The organism is Kitasatospora sp. NPDC093679 (genome assembly GCF_040683455.1).
GTDB lineage: Bacteria > Actinomycetota > Actinomycetes > Streptomycetales > Streptomycetaceae > Kitasatospora > Kitasatospora arboriphila.
Genome location: NZ_JBFBDW010000001.1, coordinates 191,778 through 213,047, shown reverse-complemented (window position 1 = coordinate 213,047; position 21,270 = coordinate 191,778). Strand labels below are relative to the sequence as shown.

11 protein-coding genes are annotated in these 21,270 nt (G+C 74.9%); all 11 read left to right on the top strand.

Annotated features, from left to right (window positions below; translation table 11 throughout):
• Window positions 1-4 precede the first annotated feature (4 nt).
• Window positions 5-1,057, top strand: coding sequence for a guanitoxin biosynthesis L-enduracididine beta-hydroxylase GntD (gene gntD / locus AB0O09_RS00940; RefSeq protein WP_363538844.1), 1,053 nt, complete (start codon window positions 5-7; stop codon window positions 1,055-1,057).
• A complete protein-coding gene (locus tag AB0O09_RS00935) occupies window positions 1,054-1,902 on the top strand; it encodes an arginine deiminase-related protein (RefSeq protein WP_363538842.1) in 849 nt (282 codons plus the stop codon). Before gntD ends, AB0O09_RS00935 begins: the two co-directional genes overlap by 4 nt.
• An 8-nt stretch (window positions 1,903-1,910) precedes the next feature.
• A complete protein-coding gene (locus AB0O09_RS00930; RefSeq protein ID WP_363538840.1) occupies window positions 1,911-2,123 on the top strand; it encodes an MbtH family NRPS accessory protein in 213 nt (70 codons plus the stop codon).
• Entirely contained in the window at window positions 2,120-7,105 is a 4,986-nt protein-coding gene (locus tag AB0O09_RS00925) for an amino acid adenylation domain-containing protein (RefSeq protein ID WP_363538838.1), read from the top strand. The genes AB0O09_RS00930 and AB0O09_RS00925 overlap by 4 nt, the downstream gene beginning before the upstream one ends.
• On the top strand, window positions 7,095-14,627 hold the full coding sequence (locus AB0O09_RS00920) for an amino acid adenylation domain-containing protein (RefSeq protein ID WP_363538836.1): 7,533 nt from the start codon (window positions 7,095-7,097) through the stop codon (window positions 14,625-14,627). Before AB0O09_RS00925 ends, AB0O09_RS00920 begins: the two co-directional genes overlap by 11 nt.
• An 84-nt stretch (window positions 14,628-14,711) precedes the next feature.
• On the top strand, window positions 14,712-15,683 hold the full coding sequence (locus tag AB0O09_RS00915; RefSeq protein WP_363538834.1) for a TauD/TfdA family dioxygenase: 972 nt from the start codon (window positions 14,712-14,714) through the stop codon (window positions 15,681-15,683).
• Between the two features lie 14 nt (window positions 15,684-15,697).
• Window positions 15,698-16,873, top strand: a complete 1,176-nt coding sequence (locus tag AB0O09_RS00910; protein WP_344626076.1) for a Zn-dependent hydrolase — start codon at window positions 15,698-15,700, stop codon at window positions 16,871-16,873.
• Window positions 16,870-17,457: a TIGR00730 family Rossman fold protein gene (locus AB0O09_RS00905; protein ID WP_344626075.1), complete on the top strand. Its 588-nt coding sequence runs from the start codon at window positions 16,870-16,872 to the stop codon at window positions 17,455-17,457. The genes AB0O09_RS00910 and AB0O09_RS00905 overlap by 4 nt, the downstream gene beginning before the upstream one ends.
• Before the next feature lie 64 nt (window positions 17,458-17,521).
• The gene (locus AB0O09_RS00900; RefSeq protein ID WP_363538831.1) at window positions 17,522-18,403 is read left to right on the top strand and encodes an FAD binding domain-containing protein; all 882 of its coding nucleotides are present in this window, start codon (window positions 17,522-17,524) and stop codon (window positions 18,401-18,403) included.
• Complete coding sequence (locus tag AB0O09_RS00895; RefSeq protein WP_363539249.1) at window positions 18,403-18,876, top strand: (2Fe-2S)-binding protein; 474 nt, start codon at window positions 18,403-18,405, stop codon at window positions 18,874-18,876. The genes AB0O09_RS00900 and AB0O09_RS00895 overlap by 1 nt, the downstream gene beginning before the upstream one ends.
• A gap of 3 nt (window positions 18,877-18,879) precedes the next feature.
• Window positions 18,880-21,267, top strand: coding sequence for a xanthine dehydrogenase subunit D (gene pucD, locus AB0O09_RS00890; protein ID WP_363538829.1), 2,388 nt, complete (start codon window positions 18,880-18,882; stop codon window positions 21,265-21,267).
• Window positions 21,268-21,270: the final 3 nt, after the last annotated feature.

The following is a 21,270-nucleotide window of genomic DNA, read 5'->3' as shown; positions in this document are numbered from 1 at the left end:
ACGAATGGCGGACCAGCCGGTCCGCCCGCCGAGAAAGCGGGCACTGATGAACTCCAAGAAATTTCCCCGGGACGTGGGTGTCTACCGGGTCGACGGCGGCGAACTGGAGCGGATCGAGCGCCTGGTGGCCAAGGTGCGGAAGCAGTTCGCCACCGCCTCCGACACGGACTTCCTGTTCCACGCGGCGAGTCTGGCGACCGGGCTCCCGGACGGCCTGGTGGACTTCCTGCGGTCGTTCGAGCTGCACGAGACCACCGCCGGCGTGGTGGTCAGCGGGCTGCCGGTGGACGACGACGCGATCGGCCCGACTCCCCCGCACTGGTCGCAGCAGCCGGAGCCGTCCTCGACCGTGCGGGAGGAGGTCTTCTTCGTGCTGCTCGCGGCGCTGCTCGGCGAGCCGTTCGGGTGGTCGACGCTGCAGTCCGGCCGGATCATCCACGACGTGCTGCCCGTGCGCGGCGAGGAGACGGCGCAGAGCGGGCACGGCAGTTCCGACCTGCTGGAGTGGCACACCGAGGACGGCTTCCACCCGTACCGCTGCGACTACCTCGGGCTGATGGCGCTGCGGAACCCGACGGGGGTGGCGACCACCTTCGCCGGCGTCGGGAACCTCGCGCTGCCGGCCGAGGTGACGGAGGTGCTGCAGCAGCCGCGGTTCCTGATCCGGCCGGACACCGAGCACCTGCGCACCGGCCCGGCGGGCAGCAGCGTGCACGACATCGCGGCGCGCACCAGCCCGGTGCCGGTGCTGTTCGGCAGCCGCACCGAGCCGTACCTGCGGATCGACCCGTACTTCATGGACGCCGTCCCCGGGGACCCGGACGCGACGCACGCGCTGAAGTGCGTGGTGGCCGCGCTGGAGGCGGACCTGGAGGACCTGGTGCTCGACCCGGGCGAGGTCGCGTTCGTCGACAACTACCGGGCGGTGCACGGCCGGCGGCCGTTCGAGGCGCGGTACGACGGGACGGACCGCTGGCTGAAGAAGGTCGTCGTCGCCCGGGACCTGCGCAAGTCGCGGGAGTTGCGGAGCAGTGCGCGCTCGCGGGTGGTGGCATGATCCCGCAGGCGGTGGCGCGGCCGTTCCTGCTGCGCGATCCGGAGCACTTCCGGATCGAGTTCGAGATCAACCCGTGGATGGCCACCGGTTCGCAGCCGAGCCCCGAGCTCGCCAGGGCGGAGTGGGAGGCGCTCGGCGCGGCGCTGCGCGGGGCGGGCGGGGTGGTGCACACCGCGCCGTCCGACCCCGACTGGCCGGACATGGTGTTCCCGACCGACACCGCCGTGGTCAGCGGCGGCCGGTTCCTGCGGTCGCGGTTCAGCCGGCCCGAGCGGGGCGGCGAGGCGCGGTTGGCCGCCGAGTGGCTGACCGGCAACGGCTGGCAGGAGATCCGCACCGCGGGCTGGGACGCGGCCGCCCGGCTGGAGGGCGGTGACGTGCTGGCGTTCGGGGAGCGGCTGCTCGCCGGGTACGGGATGCGCAGCACGGCGCAGGCGCACGCCGGTCTCGCCGCGGCCTTCGGCCGCGAGGTGGTGCCGGTGCGTCTGGTGGACCCCCGGTTCTACCACCTGGACATGTCGGTCTGTCCGCTGGACGACCGGCGGGCGCTGGTGTTCCCGGGGGCGTGGGACGGGGAGAGCCGCCGCCGGCTGCTGGACCTCGTCCCCGAACCGCTGGTGGTGACCGAGCAGGAGGCGCTGACCTTCTGCGTGAACTCGGTGGTCATCGGCACCTCGGTCGTGATGTCCGCGTGCCCCGCGCGGATCGGCCGCCGGCTCGAGGCCTGGGGCTTCGAGCCGGTCGTGACCCCGATCGACCAGTTCACCAAGGGCGGCGGCGGCATCCGCTGCATGACCCTCGACCTCGATTTGCTCGCCCAAGGCGTTCCCGCCGTCCGACAGTAGGAGCAGAAGTGTCCGAGTCGAATTCCGCACTCCACCAGGTCGTGGTCAACCACGAGCTCCAGTACTCCATCTGGCCGGCCGGCCGTGACCTGCCCGCGGGCTGGACGGCCGAGGGCGTCAGCGGCACCCGGGAGGAGTGCCTCGCGCACATCGAGGAGATCTGGACGGACATGCGTCCGCTGAGCCTCCGTCTGCGCATGGCGCAGGAAGTCGGCTCATGACCGTCCGTGCCGCCGTGCCGGGCGTCCCGCACACCGCGGAGCTGCTGCTGCCCGAGCTGTTCTGGCGTCAGGTCGCCCTGACGCCGGACGCCGTGGCCGTCAGCGACGGGGCCGAGGCCCTGAGCTACCGCGAGACCGGCGAGAGGGTGCGGGCCCTGGCAGCGCGGCTCAGTGAACTCGGGGTGGGCCCGGAGGCGATGGTCGGCATCCAACTGCCGCGCTCCGTGCGGCTGGTGGTGGCCATGCTGGCCGTGGCCACCGCCGGCGGCGCCTTCCTGCTGCTCGACCCGGAGCACCCGGCGGAGCGCCGGGCGGGGATGCTCGGCACGGCCCGTGCCCTCGCGCTGGTCTGCGAGGAGCCGGTTCCCGGTCCGTGGTCGCGGGTGCGGCCGGACGAGGGGCCGGTGGCCGAGGGGCCCGTCGCGGCGCCCGCGGAGCTGTACCCCGACAACGCGGCGTACGTCGCCTTCACCTCGGGGTCGACGGGTGCGCCCAAGGGGGTGGTCAACACCCAGGCGGGCCTGGCGAACCGGCTGGCGGACGCGGTCCGCCGGCACGGTGTCGGCCCCGGCGACCGGCTGCTGTCGGCGACGGGTCTGGGCTTCGACCCGGTGGTCTTCCAGGTCTTCCTGCCGCTGGTCTGCGGCGCGACCCTGGTGCTCGCCCCGGAGGGTCTGGAGCGGGACCCGGTGGCGCTGCTCGCCCTGCTGCGCGAGGAGCGGATCACCGCGCTGGAGCTCGTCCCCTCGGTGCTGCAGGTGCTGCTGGAGCAGCCGGAGGCCGCCGGGGTCGGCGGCCTGCGCTGGCTCACCTCGGCGGGCGAGATGCTGACGGGCGACCTGTGCGCCCGCGCGCTGTCCGTGCTGGGTGTCCGGGTGCGGAACGTGTACGGGCCCGCGGAGTGCGCGATCGGCGTCACCGACCACCCGTACGACCCGGCGCAGGGCCCGGGCGGGGTGCCGCTGGGCGGGCCGATCGACAACGTCCGGATCGTCCTGCTCGACGAGGACGGCCACCGCGCGGAGAGCGGCGAGATCCACCTCGGCGGGGTGTGCGTGGGCCGCGGCTACCTCGGGGCGCCGGGCCTGACCGCGGACCGGTTCCGGCCGGATCCGGACGGCCCGCCCGGTGCCCGGCTGTACCGGACGGGCGACCGGGCGCGGACGAACCTGCGCGGCGAGCTGGAGTTCGCCGGGCGGATCGACAACCAGATCAAGCTCAGCGGGGTGCGGATCGAGCCCGAGGGCATCGAGGCGCTGCTGACCGCGCACCCCCTGGTGGAGGCGGCGGCCGTCACGGTGGCGCCCGACCGGGTGGGCGGGCAGCAGCTGGTGGCGTTCGTGAAGGGCTCCGCCGGCCACGAGGAGCTGCGCGGCCACCTGCGCGCGCACCTGCCCGACTCGCACCTGCCGTCGGTCTTCCAGCCGGTCGACGAGCTGCCGCTGACCGCGAACGGCAAGGTCGACCGGACGGCGCTCACCGTCGACGCCGACCCCCGCCGGGCGCCGTACCGGGCGCCGCGGACGCCCGAGGAGGTCCAGGTCACCGAGGTCTGGCAGGAGGTCCTCGGCGTCGGGCGGATCGGCCTGGACGACAACTTCTTCCAGCTCGGCGGCTACTCGCTGCTGCTGCTCCGGGTGGCGATGCGGCTGCGCAAGCTCTCCGGGCTGCCGCTGCAGGTGCGCGAGCTGTTCGGCGCGCCGACCCCGGCCGGGCAGAGCCTGCTGATCGCCGGCGCCCGGGCGCAGGCCTCACCGGTGTCGGCGGTCGAGCCGGTGCCGCGGGAGGGGCCGCTGCCGCTGTCGTACGCCCAGCAGGACCTGTGGGTGCTGGACCGGATGAACCCGGGCAGCGGCGAGTACACCATGCCGATCATGATCCGGCTGCCGGAGAACGGCATCCCGACCGTGGTCGTCGAGGGCGCGCTGCGCGACCTCGCCGCCCGGCACGAGATCCTGCGCACCCGCTACGCGTCGGTCAACGGCAGCCTCTGCCAGATCGTCGACAAGGACCGGCCGGTCCGGCCGTCCGTGGTCGAGGTGACCGAGGCGCAGCTGCCGGAGGCGGTGCGCCGCGAGACGGCCGCCGGGTTCGACCTCGCCGAGGGGCCGGTCTGGCGGGCCATGCTGGCCCGGGTGTCGGACGGCACCGACGCGCTGCTGCTGACCTTCCACCACATCGCCTCCGACGGCTGGTCGATGGTCGTGCTCCGCCGCGAGCTGGACGAGCTGATCTCGGCCCGCAAGGACCGCCGCGAGCCCCTGCTGGCGGACATGTCCGTGCAGTACGCGGACTTCGCGGTGTGGCAGCGCGAGCGGGTCGAGGGCGGCGCGCTCGACGAGCAGCTCGCCTACTGGCGCCGGCAGCTGGCCGGCCTGCCGACGCTCGACCTGCCGACCGACCGGCCCCGGCCGCCGATCCGGGACACCCGCGGCGCCGCGTTCGAGTTCGAGATCCCCGCCGCCGTCATGCGCCCGGTGCTGGAGGCGGGCTGGCAGCGGGGGGCGACCCCGTACGCGACCCTGCTGGCCGCGTACGCCGCCCTGCTGGCCCGGTACTGCGGGCAGGGCGACGTCCCGATCGGCACCCCGCTGGCCGGCCGGCTGCGCGAGGAGGTCGCCGGGGTGCTCGGCTGCTTCCTCAACACCGTGGTGATGCGCTGCGACGCCACCGGCGACCCGGCCTTCACCGAGCTGCTGGAGCGGGTGCGGCGGACGGTCTCACAGGCCCAGGAGGCGCAGGAGGTGCCGTTCGCCCACCTGGTGCGCGAACTGGCCCCGGAGCGGGACCAGTCCCGCAACCTGCTGGCCCAGGTGCTCTTCGACCTGCACGACGACGGGGTCACCTCGGTCGACGGCGGCAGGACCGACACCGGGATGCTGCTCGACGCCTGGACGGGCTCGAAGGCCGACCTGAACCTGGTCGTGCAGATCCAGCCCGACCGCTCCTGCCTGGCCGTGCTGGAGTACTCGACCGCGCTCTTCGACGCACGGACCGTGCGCCGGCTGGCCGGGCACTTCCGGCAGCTGCTGGCGGGCGTCGCGGCCGACCCGCAGGCCCGGCTGCACGAGCTGCCGCTGCTGCCGCCGGAGGAGCACCGGGCGGTCCTGGCGGCGGGGCGCGGGGCCGACGCGGCCCGCCCGGAGCTCGCCGTGCACGAGCTGTTCGCCGTCCAGGCCGCGAAGACCCCGGACGCTCCCGCGCTGCTCTCGGACGCGGGCGGGCTGGGCTACGCCGAGCTGGCCGACCGCAGCGACCGGCTCGCCTCGCGGCTGCGCGGCCTCGGCGTCGGACCGGAGTCGGTCGTCGGCGTCTGCCTCGACCGCGGCACCGACCTGGTGGTGTCCTTCCTCGCGGTGTGGAAGGCCGGCGCGGCGTACGTACCGCTGGACCCGGACTTCCCGGCCGAGCGGCTGCGGTACATGCTGGACGACTCCGGCGCCCGCTGCGTGATCACCGACCGCGCCCGGGCCGGCGTGCTGCGGCCCGCCGTGCCGCTGCTGCTCGACGATCCCGGGGAGCGGGCCCGACTCGCCGCGCAGCCGCCCTTCGAGGCCGCCCCGGCCGACCTGGACGCGCTCGCCTACGTGATCTACACCTCCGGCTCGACCGGCCGCCCCAAGGGCGTCATGGTCGACCACCGCGGCCTGCTCAACTACCTGATGTGGACGGTCGAGGACTACGCGGGCTCGCGCCCTGGCGGCACCCCGCTGTTCTCGTCGACCGCGTACGACATGGTGGTTCCGGACCTCTACACCGCCCTGGTCACCGGCGAGCCCGTCCGGCTGCTGCCGCCGCACTTCGACCCGTCCGAGCTGGGCCGGCTGCTGGCCGCGGGCGCGCCCTACTCCTTCGTCAAACTGACGCCAGGTCACCTCGACCTGCTGAGCGCCCAGCTCACCCCCGAGCAGGCCGCGGGCCTGGCGGGTGTGCTCGCCGTCGGTGCCGACTCCTTCCCGGTGCCGGTGCTGGAGCGGTGGCTCGCCAAGGCCGGGCCCCACGGACCGCGCCTGCTCAACGAGTACGGCCCGACCGAGATCTCGGTGGCGAACTCCACCTACCGGATCACGGGCGGCGACCACCCCGAGGTGCTGCCCATCGGCACCCCCGTCCCCAACACCACCATGTGGGTGCTCGACGGCCACGGGAACCCGTGCCCGGTCGGCGTGCCCGGCGAACTCCACATCGGCGGCACCGGCGTGGCCCGCGGCTACCGCAACCGCCCGGGGCTGACCGCGGCGGTCTTCGTGCCCGACCCGTTCTCCGCCGAACCCGGCCGGCGACTGTACCGGACGGGCGACCGGGCCCGGCTGCTCCCCGACGGGAACGTCGAGTTCCTGGGACGCCTGGACGAGCAGATCAAGCTGCGCGGCCACCGGATCGAACCGGGCGAGATCACCGCCGTGCTGACCGAGCGCCCCGAGGTCGCCGACGCGCTGGTGCGGGTCGACACCAAGGGCGCCACCGGCCGGCTGGTGGCCTGGGTCGTCCCGGCGGACGGCCACGAGCCCGTCCCGGCCGAGCTGCTGGAGCACTGCGCGCTGCGGCTGCCCGCACCGATGGTGCCCGCCGCGCTGGTGCTGCTCGACCGGATCCCGCTGAACGCCAACGGCAAGGTCGACCACGCGGCGCTGCCGGCCCCGCCCGAGGAGGCGGCGCAGCCGGACACCGGCCCGCTGGGCGAGCTGGCGGAGGGCCTGGCCGGGCTCTGGAGCGACCTGCTGGGCTACGACGTGCTGCCCGAGCTGCACCGGACGTTCTTCCAGCTCGGCGGCGACTCCGTGCTCGCCTCCCGGCTCGTCGCCGCGGTCGAGGCCGACTACGGGGTCCGGCTGCCGCTGCGCAGCGTGTTCGAGCACCCCACCGTCGCCGGCCTCGCCCGGCTCGTCGAGGAGCGGATCAGGGCGGACATCGCCGAGATGTCCGACGCCGAACTGACCCGGCTGACCACATCGGACGAAGAGGACCGAGATGAGCACTGAGATCGACGACCGGCGGCAGTCGCTGCTGCGGCAACGGCTGGCGGGTGCCCGGCGCTCCCGCGCGGCCGTCCCCCGCCTCGACCTCTCGGCCGAGCTGCCGCTCTCCTTCGGCCAGCGCCGGCTCTGGTTCCTGGACCGGTACGACGAGAGCGCCACCGACAACCTGGTGCCGATCGTGCTGCGGCTGACGGGCCCGCTCGACGCGGCGGCCCTGGGCCGCGCCTGGGACCGGCTCGTGGAGCGGCACCTGGTGCTGCGGACGCGCTACCGGGCGACCGGGGACGAGCCCGTCCAGTGGATCGCCCCCGACGGCCCGCGGCTCGAACTGACCGACCTGGCCGCCGCCGAGGACCCGGAGCGGGCGGCGCAGGAGCTGGCCGAACGGCTCGCCGCCCGGCCGCTGCCGCTCTCCGGGGGCGCCTCCGCCCGCATCCACCTGCTGCGCACGGCCGCCGACCGGCACCTGCTGGTCGCGGTGTTCCACCACATCGCCTTCGACGGCTGGTCGGAGCCGGTGTTCTGGTCGGAGCTGAGCGCGTTCTACCGCGAGGAGACCGGGGCGGGCGCCGCCACGCTGCCCGAACTGCCGGTGCAGTACGCCGAGTACGCCGCCTGGCAGCGGCAGCGCTTCGACGAGGGCCGGGCGGCCGCCGCCACCGCGTACTGGACGGAGCGGCTGGCCGGGGTCGTCCCGCTGGAGCTGCCCGCGGACCGGCCCCGGCCGGAGGTGCGCGGCCCCGCCGGCGGGGCCTGCCGGTTCGCCGTCCCCGCGGACACCGCCGACGGCGTCCGCGCGCTCGCCCTGGAGCACGGCACCACCCCGTTCGCCGTGCTGCTGACCGCCTTCCAGGCCCTGCTGGGCCGGTACACCGGGCGCAGCGACGTCGCGGTCGGCGTGCCGGTCGGCAACCGGCAGCGGCCCGAACTGCAGGGCCTGATCGGCTTCTTCGTCAACACCGTGGTGATGCGGGCGCGGTGGTCCGGGCAGCAGGGCTTCACGGAGCTGCTGCAGGACAACCGGCTCGCCGTCCTCGACGCCTTCGACCACCAGGAGCTGCCCTTCGAGTGGCTGGTGAACGAGCTGGACCCGGAGCGTGACCTGTCCCGCACCCCGCTGGTGCAGGTCATGTTCGGCTACCAGAACACCGGCGCGAGCGGCCCCGAGCTGCCCGGGGTGCGGGCGGAGGCGGTCGAAACCGCCTGGACCACCGCCAAGTTCGACCTCAACCTGCAGGTCGTCGACGCCCCGGCCGGCCCGCTGGACGCCGTGCTGGAGTACTCGGCCGAGCTGTTCGACGCGGCCACCGCGGAGAGGATCGCCGCGCACTTCCTGCGGCTGCTGGCGAGTGCGGTGCAGGCGCCGAAGACCCCGGTCGCGGCCCTGGAGTACCTCACCGCGGACGAGCTGCACCGGTTCGTCACCGCCCCGAACGACAATGCGCAGGAGCGAGGTCCGGCGGCGGTGCACACGCTGGTCGCGGCGCAGGACCCGGCCGCGGTCGCCGTCGTCGCCGCCGACGGGAGCCGGCTGACCTTCGGCGAGCTCGACGCGCGGGCCAACCGGCTCGCCCGGTACCTGATCGCGCTCGGCGCGGGCCCGGAGACCACGGTCGGCGTCCACCTCGACCGCGGCCCGGACCTGGTGGTCGCGCTGCTCGCGGTGCTGAAGTCCGGTGCCGCGTACGTGCCGGTCGATCCCGCGCACCCGGCGGAGCGGACGGCGCACGTGCTCGCCGACGCCGGGGTGGCGCTGGTCCTCACCGGTACGGCGCGGGCCGGTGCGCTGCCGGCCGCCGAGGGCCGGACGGCCGTCCTGGTGGACGCCGTGCGCCTGGACGGCCTCCCGGCCACCGACCCGGGCGTGGTGGTCGACCCGGACGGCCTGGCCTACGTCATCTACACCTCCGGGACGACCGGCCGCCCCAAGGGCGTCGAGACCACCCACCGCGGCCTCGCCAACTACCTGTCGTGGAGCGCCGAGGCGTACGCGCGGGCACCGGGCGGCACGGCGCTGTTCTCCTCGGTCGCCTTCGACCTGGTGGTGCCGAACCTGTGGACGGCGCTGATGCTCGGCCGCCCGGTCACCCTGCTCCCCGCGGACTTCGACCTCGCCGACCTCGGCCGGCTGCTGCTGGCGGCCGGCCCGCTGAGCTTCCTCAAACTGGCCCCCGGCCATCTGGAGGTGCTGGCGGGCCAGTTGGACGCCGGGCAGCGCCGTTCGGTGGCGGCGACGGTGATCGCGGCGGGCGACAGCTTCACCAGTGCCCTGGTGGACCGCTGGCGGGTCGACGGCGCGCGCCTGGCCTCCGAGTACGGCCCGACCGAGATCACCGTCGGCAACTCCTGCCAGGAGGTGACCGGCCCGATCACCACCGAGCTCGTCCCGCTCGGCGCCCCGATCCCCAACACCACCGCCTACGTGCTGGACGGGGGCCTGCGGCCGGTGGCGACGGGCGTGGTCGGCGAGGTGTACGTGGGCGGCACCGGGGTGGCCCGCGGCTACCGCGGCCGGCCCGGGCAGACCGCCGAGAAGTTCGTCCCGGACCCGTTCTCGGCCGTGCCGGGCGGGCGGCTCTACCGGACGGGGGACCTCGCCCGGATGCTGCCCGGCGGGGAGATGGAGTTCGTCGGCCGGTGCGACACCCAGGTCAAGATCCGCGGATACCGGGTCGAGCCCGGCGAGGTGCAGAACGTCCTCGACGGGCACCCGGCCGTCCGGGCCTCGGTGGTGGTCGGCCGGACGGACGGCCCGTCCGGCACCGAACTGGTCGCCTACGTGGTGGCCGACGACCGCGGCGCCGACCTGACGGCCTTCCTGGCCGAGCGGCTGCCCGCCTGGATGGTCCCCTCCGCCGTCGTCCACCTGGCGGAGATCCCGCTCACCAGCAACGGCAAGACCGACCACCGTGCGCTGCCCGCGCCGGGCCGCCGGTCCCGGCTGACCACGGAGTTCACCGCACCGCGGCCGGGCGTGGAGGCCGAAATCGCGGAGCACCTGCGGACGGTCCTCAAGACGGAGGCGGTGGGCGCGCACGACAGCTTCTTCGAGCTGGGCGGCGACTCCATCCGCGCGGTGGCCCTGGTCGGCGCGCTGCGGGCGGCCGGCTTCGACGTCGCCGTCCGGGACGTGTTCCGGCACCGCACGGTCGCCCGGCTCGCCGCCGCGCTCGGCGGGCGCAGCCGCGGGCGGCTGGACGCCCCGCTGGTGGCCCCGTTCGAGCTGCTGTCCGAGGCGGACCGCCGGCGCGTGCCAAAGGGCGTCCGCGACGCGTACCCGCTCAGCCAGGTCCAGTTGGGCATGCTGTTCGAGATGCACGCGGCGGGCGGCGAGGGCAACTACCACAACGTCACCTCGTTCCGGATCCGCGACCCGAGGCCCTTCTCCGCCGCGGCGTTCCAGGCGGCGGTGGACCACGTGGTGGACCGGCACGAGATCCTGCGCACCTCGATCGACCTCGACGGCTACTCCGAGCCGATCCAGCTGGTGCACCCGGACGCCCGGATCGCGGTGGACAGCGTCGACGTCTCCGCTCTCGCCCCGCAGGAGCAGGAGGCGGAGCTGCGGGCGCTGATGGCCCGGGAGCGCGACCGGCCGTTCGAGCTGGACCGGCCGCCGCTGCTGCGGTTCTTCACCCGCAGCTACCGGGGCGGCTGGTGGCTGACCTTCACCGAGTTCCACCCGATCCTGGAGGGCTGGAGCTTCAGCTCGATGATCATGGAGGTGCTGGACCGCTACCGGGAGTTGGCGGCCGGCTCGGCGCCCGAGCCGCAGCCGCTGCCCGAGGTGCGCTTCGCGGACTTCGTGGCGCTGGAGCGCACGGCGCTCGCCTCGGAGGCGTCCCGCGAGCACTGGCGGGCGTCGGTGGCCGCGCACCCGAAGTTCACGCTGCCCGGCGCCTGGGGTTCGACCACCGAGCCGCCGGGTTCGATCCAGCAGACCTACGTCCGCTTCGCGGACCTGCAGGAGGGGCTGCGGGCGCTGGCGGCCCGCGCCGACGTGCCGCTGAAGAGCGTGATGCACGCCGCGCACCTGAAGGTGATGAGCATGCTCACCGGCGAGGAGGCCTTCTCCTGCGGCCTGGTGTGCGACACCCGGCCCGAGGTGGCCGGCGCCGACCGGGTGTACGGCCTGTACATCAACACGGTGCCGTTCCCGTTCCGGCGGGGTGCGCGCACCTGGACGGAGCTGGTCCGGCAGGTCTTCGAGACGGAGATCGGCCTCTGGCCGCACCGCCGGTTCCCGCTCGGCCAGATGCAGCGGGAGTTCGCCGGCGGCCAGCGGCTCGCCGACGTGTACTTCAACTACCTCGACTTCCACGTCCTCGACACCGAGCTCATCGACGTCGAGACCAGCATCGACGACAGCCCGAACGAGTTCGGCCTGTCGGTGACCTCGCACCCCGGGCTGCTGGCGCTGATCAGCCGTCCGCAGGACGTCTCCACGGAGAACCGGGAGCGCCTGGGCGCGATGTACCGCGCGGTGCTGGAGGCGATGGTCGCCGACCCGGAGGGCGACGCGACGGCCGCACACCTGCCGGAGGGCGAGCGCGAGCTGGTGCTGGTGGCGCCCAACCGGACGGACGCCGCCTACCCGGCGACCACGCTGCCCGACCTCTTCGAGGCGCAGGTCCGCCGCACCCCGGACGCGGTCGCGGTGGTGGACACGGACGGCTCCACGCTCTCCTTCCGGGAGCTCGACGAGCGGGTCAACCGCCTGGCGCACGTCCTGGTGGAGCTCGGCGTCGGCCCGGAGCGCTTCGTCGCCGTCTGCCTGCGCGACGGCACCGAGATCCTCACGGCCCTGCTGGCCGTGGGCAAGGCCGGCGGCGCCTACGTGCCGATCGACCCCGCCCACCCCGCGGACCGCTCCGGCTTCATCCTCGACGACACCGCGGCGGGGGTGCTGGTCACCCGGGACTCGCTGCGGGGGCGCTTCGCGGCGTACGCGGGCACCGTGCTGTCCGTGGACGGCGACGCGCAGCGGATCGCCGCCGCTCCGGCCACCGCGCCCGGCCGGGAGCTGACGCCGGCCAACCTGGTGTACACCCTGTACACCTCCGGCTCGACCGGGCGGCCGAAGGGCGTGCTGATCACCCACGAGGGGCTGGTGAACTACCTGCTCTGGGCGGTCGACGGCTACGGGCTGGACGGCGCCGACGGGGCGGTGATGCTCGGCTCGGTCGCCTTCGACCTGTCCGTGCCGAACTTCTTCCTGCCGCTGATCGGCGGGCGCAGCGTGACGGTGCTGCCGCCGGAGCAGAGCCCCGAGTCGCTCGCCGCGCTGCTGGCCGGCACGGCCGACTACAGCCTGCTGAAGATCACCCCGGCGCACCTGGACGTGCTGCGCTCGCTGATCGGCCCCGAGGGGACGGTCGACTCGGTGCGGACCTTCGTGGTGGGTGCCGACGAGGTGAAGCCGGAGACGGTGGTGGCCTGGCGCAAGACCGCCCCGGGCGCCCGGATCATCAACGAGTACGGTCCGACCGAGACGGTGGTGGGCTGCTCGGTCCACGTCGTCCCGGAGGACTTCGACCCGTCCGTGCCGGTGCCGATCGGCCACCCGATCGCCAACATCCGGATGTACGTGCTGGACGCCGCGCTCCAGCCGGTGCCGGTCGGGGTGGCCGGCGAGCTGTACATCGGCGGCGCCGGCGTGGCCCGCGGCTACCTGGGCCGGGCGGCGCTCACGGCGGAGCGCTTCCTGCCGGACCCGTACGCGTCCGCCCCGGGCGCCCGGTTCTACCGGACGGGCGACCTGGCGCGCCGGCGCCCCGACGGCGAGCTGGAGTTCCTCGGCCGGATCGACCACCAGGTCAAGATCCGCGGCTACCGGGTCGAGCTCGGCGAGATCGAGGCGGTGCTGCTCACCCACCCGGAGGTCGCCGAGGCGGTGGTCGCGGCCCGCGAGGACGTGCCGGGCGTCCGGCGGCTGGTGGCGTACGTGGTGGCCGTCCCCGGGGCCCGGCCGGCGCCGTCCGCGCTGCGGGCGCACCTGTCCGCGGCGCTGCCCGAGTACATGGTGCCGGCGGTCTTCGTCCGGCTCGACGAGCTGCCGCTGAGTTCGGCGAACAAGGTCGACCGGAAGGCGCTGCCGGCGCCGGAGGAGGCCGGGGCGGCGGAGCGGGCGGCGGAGTTCGTGCCGCCGCGCAGCACGACGGAGCTGGTGCTGACCGCGATCTGGGCCCAGGTGCTCGGCAACGACGCGATCGGCGTGCACGACGAGTTCACCCGGCTCGGCGGCGACTCGATCACGGTCGTCCGGATGGTCGCCCAGGCGAAGCTGACCGGGCTGGACCTGACGCCGCGGATGGCGATGAGCCACCAGACGGTGGCGGAGCTCGCCGCGGCGCTCGACGCCGCCGCGGCGGACGGCCCGCCGACCGGCCGGAACTGGACGGCGCGGCCGGCCCGCGGACGCGGCCGGGGCCGGCTCTCGGTGCGGCCGGACGACGGCCTGCGGGAGTTGCTGGCCGACCGGGCGATCCCCGGGGTGAGCGTCGCCGTGGTCGACGGCGGGGAGGTCGTGGACACCTGGCAGCTCGGGGTCGTCCGGGCCGGTGCGGCCGACCCGGTCGGTGGCCGGACGCCCTTCCAGGTGGGCTCGATGAGCAAGCCCACCTCGGCGGTGGTCGCCCTCGCCCTGGCCGCCGAGGGGCGGCTCGACCTGGACACGGACGTCGCGGAGTACCTGCACGCCCTGCGCATCCGGGACGTGCACGGCGCGCCCGCGAAGGTGACCGTCCGTCAGCTGCTCAGCCACAGCGCCGGGCTGCCGATCGCCGGCTTCGCCGACTTCCACCCCGCGGAACCGGTGCCCGCCCTGGACGCGGTGCTGGACGGCACGGCGGTCACCGGGCGGCCTGCGCTGCGGGTGGACCCGCTGTTCGCCGGGCTGACCAGCTACTCGGCCACCAACTTCTCGGTGCTGCAGCAGGTGCTGGCCGACCTCACCGGGGAGCCCTTCGCCGAGCTGGCCCGGCGGCTCGTCCTCGGGCCGCTCGGGCTCGCGGACAGCAGCTTCGCCCAGGACCTGCCGGACCGCGCCGCGGTGCCGGTCGCCCTGGGCCACGACGCCGACGGCCGGCCGCTCGACGGCGGCCTGCGGATCACCCCGGAGGCGGCCGCCGGCGGACTGTGGACCACCCCGGCGGACCTCGCCCGGCTGCTGCTGTCGGTCCGGGCGGAGGCGCTGGGCCTGGGCCCGGGGGTGCTCGGCACCGCCCTGGCCCGCGCCGCGCTCACCGGGCACGCCGACTTCGACTACGGGCTCGGCATGATGACGGACCGCCAGGGCCGCTGGTTCGGGCACTCCGGGTCGACCAAGGGCACGGTCGCGATGGCCGCCCTCGACCTGCGCACGGGCAGCGGCCTCGCCGTCGCGGTGAACGGCGCGGCCGGGGGCGAGGCCGTCGCCCGGATCACCGGGCAGGCGGCCCGCGCCGACCGCGACCTCGCGTGGATGAACGGCATCCACCGCTACATGCACCTCACCGGGTACCTGGGCAACAGGCCCCCGGCCTGACGCGCCGCCCACCGGGCCGGCGGGGGGAACTGCCCCGCCGCCGGCCCGCCTTGCTCAAGCAGACCAAGAGAGGGCAGAAAGACAGTGGCTGTAAGTCTGGACATCCATGCCGAACCGGGCGTTCTCGTCCTGGACGGCGCCGAACGCGCGGACATCGAGCGGCTCGTCGAGCACCTCTCCGCCGTCCCACCGCGGCTGGTGGACCACCCGACGTGGCTGGCCGCCGCCCGCGACCGCTCCTGCCGGCTGCCGGCCCGCGTGCTGGAGGAACTGCGCCGCTTCCGCAGCGACCCGGGGCCCAACGGCTGCCTGCGGATCGCCGGACTGCCGGTCAGGCCCGAGGGGCCGACGCCGGTCGAGGCCGGCTCGGTCGAGCGCAACGCGACCGCCTCGGCCACCCTGCTGGCGCTGTGCGTGATGCAGCTCGGCGAGATCGTCGCCTTCCGGCAGGAGAAGTCGGGGGCGCTGCTGCAGAACGTGGTGCCCGTTCCCGGCCAGGAGTTCGAGCAGAGCAACGCGGGCTCCCAGCCGCTCCAGATGCACGTGGAGAACGTGCACCTGGACCACCGGCCGGACTTCGTGTCGCTGCTGTGCCTGCGCAACGACCACGACGACCGGGCCGGGCTGCGGGTCGCCTCGATCCGCCAGGCCCTGCCGCTGGTCGGGCCGGAGCACCGGCGCGTCCTCGCCGAGCCCCGCTTCCGCTCCACCCCGCCGCCGTCCTTCGCGGCCGGCCGGGACCCGGTGCACGCCGTGCTGAGCGGCGCGGAGGAGGACCCGGACGTCCGCGTCGACTTCGCCAACACCCATCCGCTGGACGCCGGGGCCGCCACGGCGCTGGCCGGGCTGCGGCGGGCCGTCGAGGCCGTGCAGACGGACCTCGTCCTCGGCGCGGGCGACCTGGTGGTGGTGGACAACCGGGTGACCCTGCACGGCCGGTCGGCCTTCGTGCCGCGCTACGACGGCCGGGACCGCTGGCTGCAGCGGGCGTTCGTCCACATCGACCACCGGCGGACCCGCGGCCTGCGGACGGGCGACGGCAACGTGCTGAGCTGATGGGAGCCAGTGTCGTGAACTCACCGAAGATCTCCGGGCGTCGACTCCTCGACGACCTGGACATGCTCGCCACCTTCGGCGGGCGGGAGGACGGCGGGGTGGACCGGGTCGCGGGGTCGCCCGCCGACCTTGCCTCCCGGGTCTGGCTGGCCGACCGGATCACCGCCGCCGGGCTGCACGCCTGGACGGACGAGGTCGGCAACGTGTTCGGGCGCCAGCCCGGATCGCGCGGCCCGTGGCTGCTGACCGGCTCGCACACCGACACGGTGCCGGTCGGCGGCCGGCTGGACGGCGCGTACGGCGCCATCGCGGCCGTCGAGGTGCTGCGCACCCTGCACGAGGCCGGCCATCCGGCGGCCGCCGCGGTCGAGACGGTCGGCTTCTGGGACGAGGAGGGCGTCCTGCCGACGTCCAACGGCGGACTGGTCGGCTCCGGCACGCTGGTGGAGTCCGGGCACATCGACGAGATCACCGGGTTCGTCGAGCTGCACGTCGAGCAGGGCCCCCGGCTGGAGAGCCGGCGCAGCACGCTGGCGGCGGTGGAGGGCATCGTCGGGATCGACCGGTACCTGGTGGTCGTCCGGGGGCAGGCCAACCACGCCGGGACGACGCCGATGAACGTCCGCGCCGACGCGGGCCGCGCCGTGGCGAAGATCGCGGCGCACCTGTGGGAGACCGCGAACGAGGTCGACGAGTCGATGGTGGTCAACGTCGGCGCGATGCAGCTGTACCCGGGCGCGCCGAACGTGGTGCCCGGGGAGGCGCACCTGACGGTGGAGTTCCGGGCCGAGTCGGAGCTGTCGCTGCTGCGGGCGGTCGAGCGCACCCGCGCGCTCGTCCGCCGGATCGGCACCGAGCAGGGCTGCTCGGTGGAGGTGTCCCAGCTGTCGCACAAGCCCGTGGTGCGCTTCGAGGACGGCTACGTCGACCGCATCCACGAGGTGTGCGTGCGGCACGACCCGACGGCGGCCCGCCTGATGAGCTACGCGGGGCACGACGCCTCCGCGCTGAGCTCCCGGGTGCCCACCGGCATGATCTTCGTCCCCAGCACGGCCGGCATCAGCCACTCGCCGGTGGAGCAGACCCCGAAGGATGACCTGATCCTGGGCGCCCAGGTGCTGCTCGACCTGCTGGTGGAGCTGGAGTCCTCGCGTTCGCACGCCGTTCCCGTCCACTCGGAGGCACGATGACCGGCTTCCGGAGGGTGGGCGTGTTCTGCGGCGCGCGGCCGGCCAGGCAGGAGTACCTCGACCTCGCCCGGGAGACCGGCCGCTGGCTGGGCCGCCGCAGGGTCGGCCTGGTGTACGGCGGCGGCGGGACGGGGCTGATGGGTGCGGTGGCCGAGGGTGCGCTGCTCACCGGCTCGTACGTCACCGGGGTGGTGCCGCACCACCTGCTGAGCCTGGAGGGGCGTCAGCCGCCGGGCGTGGAGCTGATGGTGGTCGCCACCATGCACGAGCGCAAGGCGCTGATGTACCAGCTGTCGGACGCCTTCGTCGTCCTGCCGGGCGGGCTCGGCACGGCCGACGAGCTGATGGAGATCGCCACCTGGGCCAAGCTCGGCCTGCACAGCAAGCCGGTGTTCGTCGTCAACCACGGCGGGTTCTTCGACGGTCTGCTGGCCTGGCTCGACCTGGCGGTGGGCGAGCGGATGATGACCGCCGCGGACCGCTCGCTGATCAGGGACGTGCCCTCGCTGGACGCCCTCGACGGCTGCTTCTCGCCCGACCTGCCCGTCCCGGTCGCCGGGGCGGCTCCCGGCCTGCCCCGCTGACCGGGCCTGCCTGCCGCCCCCGGGCGGTCCGCCCGGTCCGGGAACGATTCGAGAGGGAAGTCCCATGGAGTTCATCCGCCCCGGCTGCTGGGAGGAGGCGCTCGCCGCCAAGGCCGAGCACCCGGCGGCCGTACCGCTCGCGGGCGGCACCGACGTGATGGTGGAGATCAACCTCGGCCGCCGCCGGCCCGGGCACCTGCTGGACCTGAGCCGGATCGGCGAACTGTCCGAGTGGGAGGTCGGCGAGCGGGAGGTCCGGCTCGGCGCCGGCGTGCCGTACGCCCGGATCGTCGCGGAGCTGGGCCGGGAGCTGCCGGGCCTGGCGCTGGCCTCCCGCGCCGTCGCCTCGCCGCAGATCCGCAACCGCGGCGGGGTCGGCGGCAACCTCGGCACCGCCTCCCCGGCCGGTGACGCCCATCCGGCGCTGCTGGCCGCCGGGGCGGAGGTCGAGGTGGAGTCGGTGCGCGGCGCCCGCCGCATCCCGATCGACGCGTTCTACACGGGCGTCAAGCGCAATGCGCTGCTGCCGGACGAGCTGATCAGGCGGGTGCACATCGGGCGGGCGACCGGCCCGCAGCAGTTCTCCAAGGTCGGCACCCGCAACGCGATGGTCATCGCGGTCTGCTCCTTCGGGGTCGCGCTGCACCCCGGCACCGGGACGGTGCGCACCGGCATCGGCTCGGCCGCCCCGACCCCGCGGCGGGCGGCGGAGGCCGAGGCGTTCCTCGCGGACGCCCTGGCGGAGGGCGGCCTGTGGGAGAGCCGCGGACCGGTCCCGCCCTCGGTGGCGAAGCGGTTCGCGGCGCTCGCGGCCGGTGCCTGCAGTCCGATCGACGACGTCCGCGGCACCGCCGGCCACCGCCGGCACGCCGTCGGGGTGATGGCTCGCCGGACCTTCCTGTGGGCCTGGGAGGCGTACCGCAAGGGCGCGGAGGGAGTCGCATGATGCGGGTGGGTTTCACCGTCAACGGCGTCCGGCAGACGGCCGACGGGGTGTGGGAGGGCGAGAGCCTGCTGTACGTGCTGCGCGAGCGGATGGGCCTGCCCGGCTCCAAGAACGCCTGCGAGCAGGGCGAGTGCGGCTCCTGCACGGTGCGCCTGGACGGCGTCCCGGTCTGCGCCTGCCTGGTCGCGGCCGGCCAGGCGCAGGACCGCGAGGTCCGCACGGTCGAGGGCCTGGCCACGGCGGACGGGCCGGCCGCCGTCCAGCGGGCCTTCCTCGACGCCGGGGCCGTCCAGTGCGGCTTCTGCACGCCCGGCCTGCTGGTGGCCGCCGACGAGCTGCTGGAGCGCGACGCGGACCCGAGCGACGCCGACGTCCGCGAGGCGCTCGCGGGCAACCTCTGCCGCTGCACCGGCTACGAGAAGATCATGGACGCGGTCCGCCTGGCGGCCGCCCGGCGCCGGGAGACGGTCTGAGGCATGGACACCCGCACACCGACGACCTCGGTCCCCTCCCCCGCCGGTCCCGGCCCCTCCGCCGCCCGGGGCGGCATCGGCGAGTCCGTCCGCCGCCCCGACGGCACGCCGAAGGTCACCGGCGCCTTCGTCTACTCCTCCGACCTGTGGCACCGGGACATGCTCTGGGGGCAGGCCCTGCGCAGCCCGCACGCGCACGCCCGGATCCTGTCCGTGGACGTCTCCGCGGCGCTCGCGCTGCCGGGTGTGCACGCCGTCCTCACCCACGACGACCTGCCGGCCGCGCAGAAGCGGTACGGGCTGGAGATCGCCGACACCCCGGTGCTCGCCGACGGCGTGGTCCGCCACCACGGCGAGCCGGTCGCGCTGGTGGCCGCCGACCACCCGGAGACCGCACGGCGCGCCGCCGCGCTGATCAGGGTCGAGTACCGGCAGCTCCCGGTCGTCACGGACGAGGCGTCCGCGCTCGCACCGGACGCGGTCGTCCTCCACCCGGACCGGGACGACCGCCGTGCGCGGCGCGTCCCGCACCCGAACGTCCTGCACCGGCAGCCGATCGTCCGCGGCGACGTCGCGGCGGCGGCCCGGCGGGCCGACGTCGTGGTGACCGGCGACTACGTGTTCGGCATGCAGGACCAGGCCTTCCTCGGCCCGGAGTCGGGCCTCGCGGTGCCCGCCGGGGACGGCGGCGTCGACCTGTACGTCGCCACCCAGTGGCTGCACTCGGACCGGCGGCAGATCGCACCCGTCCTCGGCCTGCCGGAGGAGAAGGTGCGCCTGACGCTGGCCGGCGTCGGCGGTGCGTTCGGCGGCCGCGAGGACCTGTCGATGCAGATCCACGCCTGCCTGCTGGCGCTGCGCACCGGCCGGCCCGTCAAGATCGTGTACTCCCGCGAGGAGTCCTTCCTCGGGCACGCCCACCGCCACCCGGCGAGGCTCCACTACGAGCACGGCGCCACCCGCGACGGGAGGCTGACCCACGTCCGGTGCCGGATCGTGCTGGACGGCGGCGCCTACGCCTCGTCCACCGCCGCCGTCGTCGGCAACGCCGCCTCGCTCGGCATCGGGCCCTACCGGGTCGACGACGTGGAGATCGAGGCCGTCGGCCTCTACACCAACAACCCGCCCTGCGGCGCGATGCGCGGCTTCGGCGCGGTGCAGGCCTGCTTCGCCTACGAGGCGCAGATGGACAAGCTCGCCGCCGAACTCGGCATGGACCCGGTGGAGCTGCGCCGGATCAACGCGATGCGCCAGGGCGACCTGATGCCGACCGGCCAGCGGGTGGACTCCCCCGCGCCGGTCGCCGAACTGCTGCGCCGGGTCCGGGACATGCCGCTGCCGCCGCCGCTCGACCCGAAGGCCCCGGACGTCCGCGACCTGCCGGGCGGGCTCTCCAACACCTCGCACGGCGAGGGCATCGTCCGCGGCATCGGCTACGCCGTCGGCATCAAGAACGTCGGCTTCTCCGAGGGCTTCGACGACTACTCCACCGCCCGGGTCCGGCTGGAGGTCATCGGCGGCGAGCCGGTCGCCACCGTGCACACCGCGATGGCCGAGGTCGGCCAGGGCGGCGTCACCGTGCACGCCCAGATCGCCCGCACCGAGCTCGGCGTCGAGCAGGTCACCGTCCACCCCGCCGACACCGCCGTCGGCTCGGCCGGCTCCACCTCCGCCTCCCGGCAGACGTACATGACCGGCGGTGCGGTGAAGAACACCTGCGGGGCCGTCCGCGAGCACGTGTTCGCGGCCGGCCGGCGCAGGTTCGGCGGGGACCGTCCGGCCTGGGGCGGCGCCGGGCTGCGCCTCGACGGCGGCAAGGTCGTCACCGGGGACGGCGAGGTCCTCGCCACCCTGGCGGAGGTGCTGGAGGGCGAGGAGCCGATCGACCTCGAACTCGAGTTCCGCCACCGGCCGACCGAACCCTTCGACCCGGTCACCGGCCAGGGCTTCGGCCACGTCCAGTACTCCTTCGCCGCGCACCGCGCGGTGGTCGACGTGGACGTGGAGCTCGGCCTGGTCAAGGTGGTCGAACTGGCCTGCGCCCAGGACGTCGGCCGGGCGCTCAACCCGCTCTCGGTGGCCGGCCAGATCCAGGGCGGCACCGTCCAGGGCCTCGGCATCGCGCTGATGGAGGAGGTCCGGGTCGATCCGGCGACGGCGCGGGTGCTCAACCCCTCCTTCACCGACTACCTGGTGCCGACCCTGCTGGACGCGCCGGCCGTGCCGGTCGACGTCCTGGAACTGGCCGACCCGCACGCCCCGTACGGCCTGCGCGGGGTGGGCGAGGCGCCGACGCTGTCCTCCACCCCGGCCGTGGTGGCCGCCGTCCGGCAGGCCACCGGGAAGGCCCTCACCCGGGTCCCGATCCGTCCCGAACACATCGTCGACTGAGAG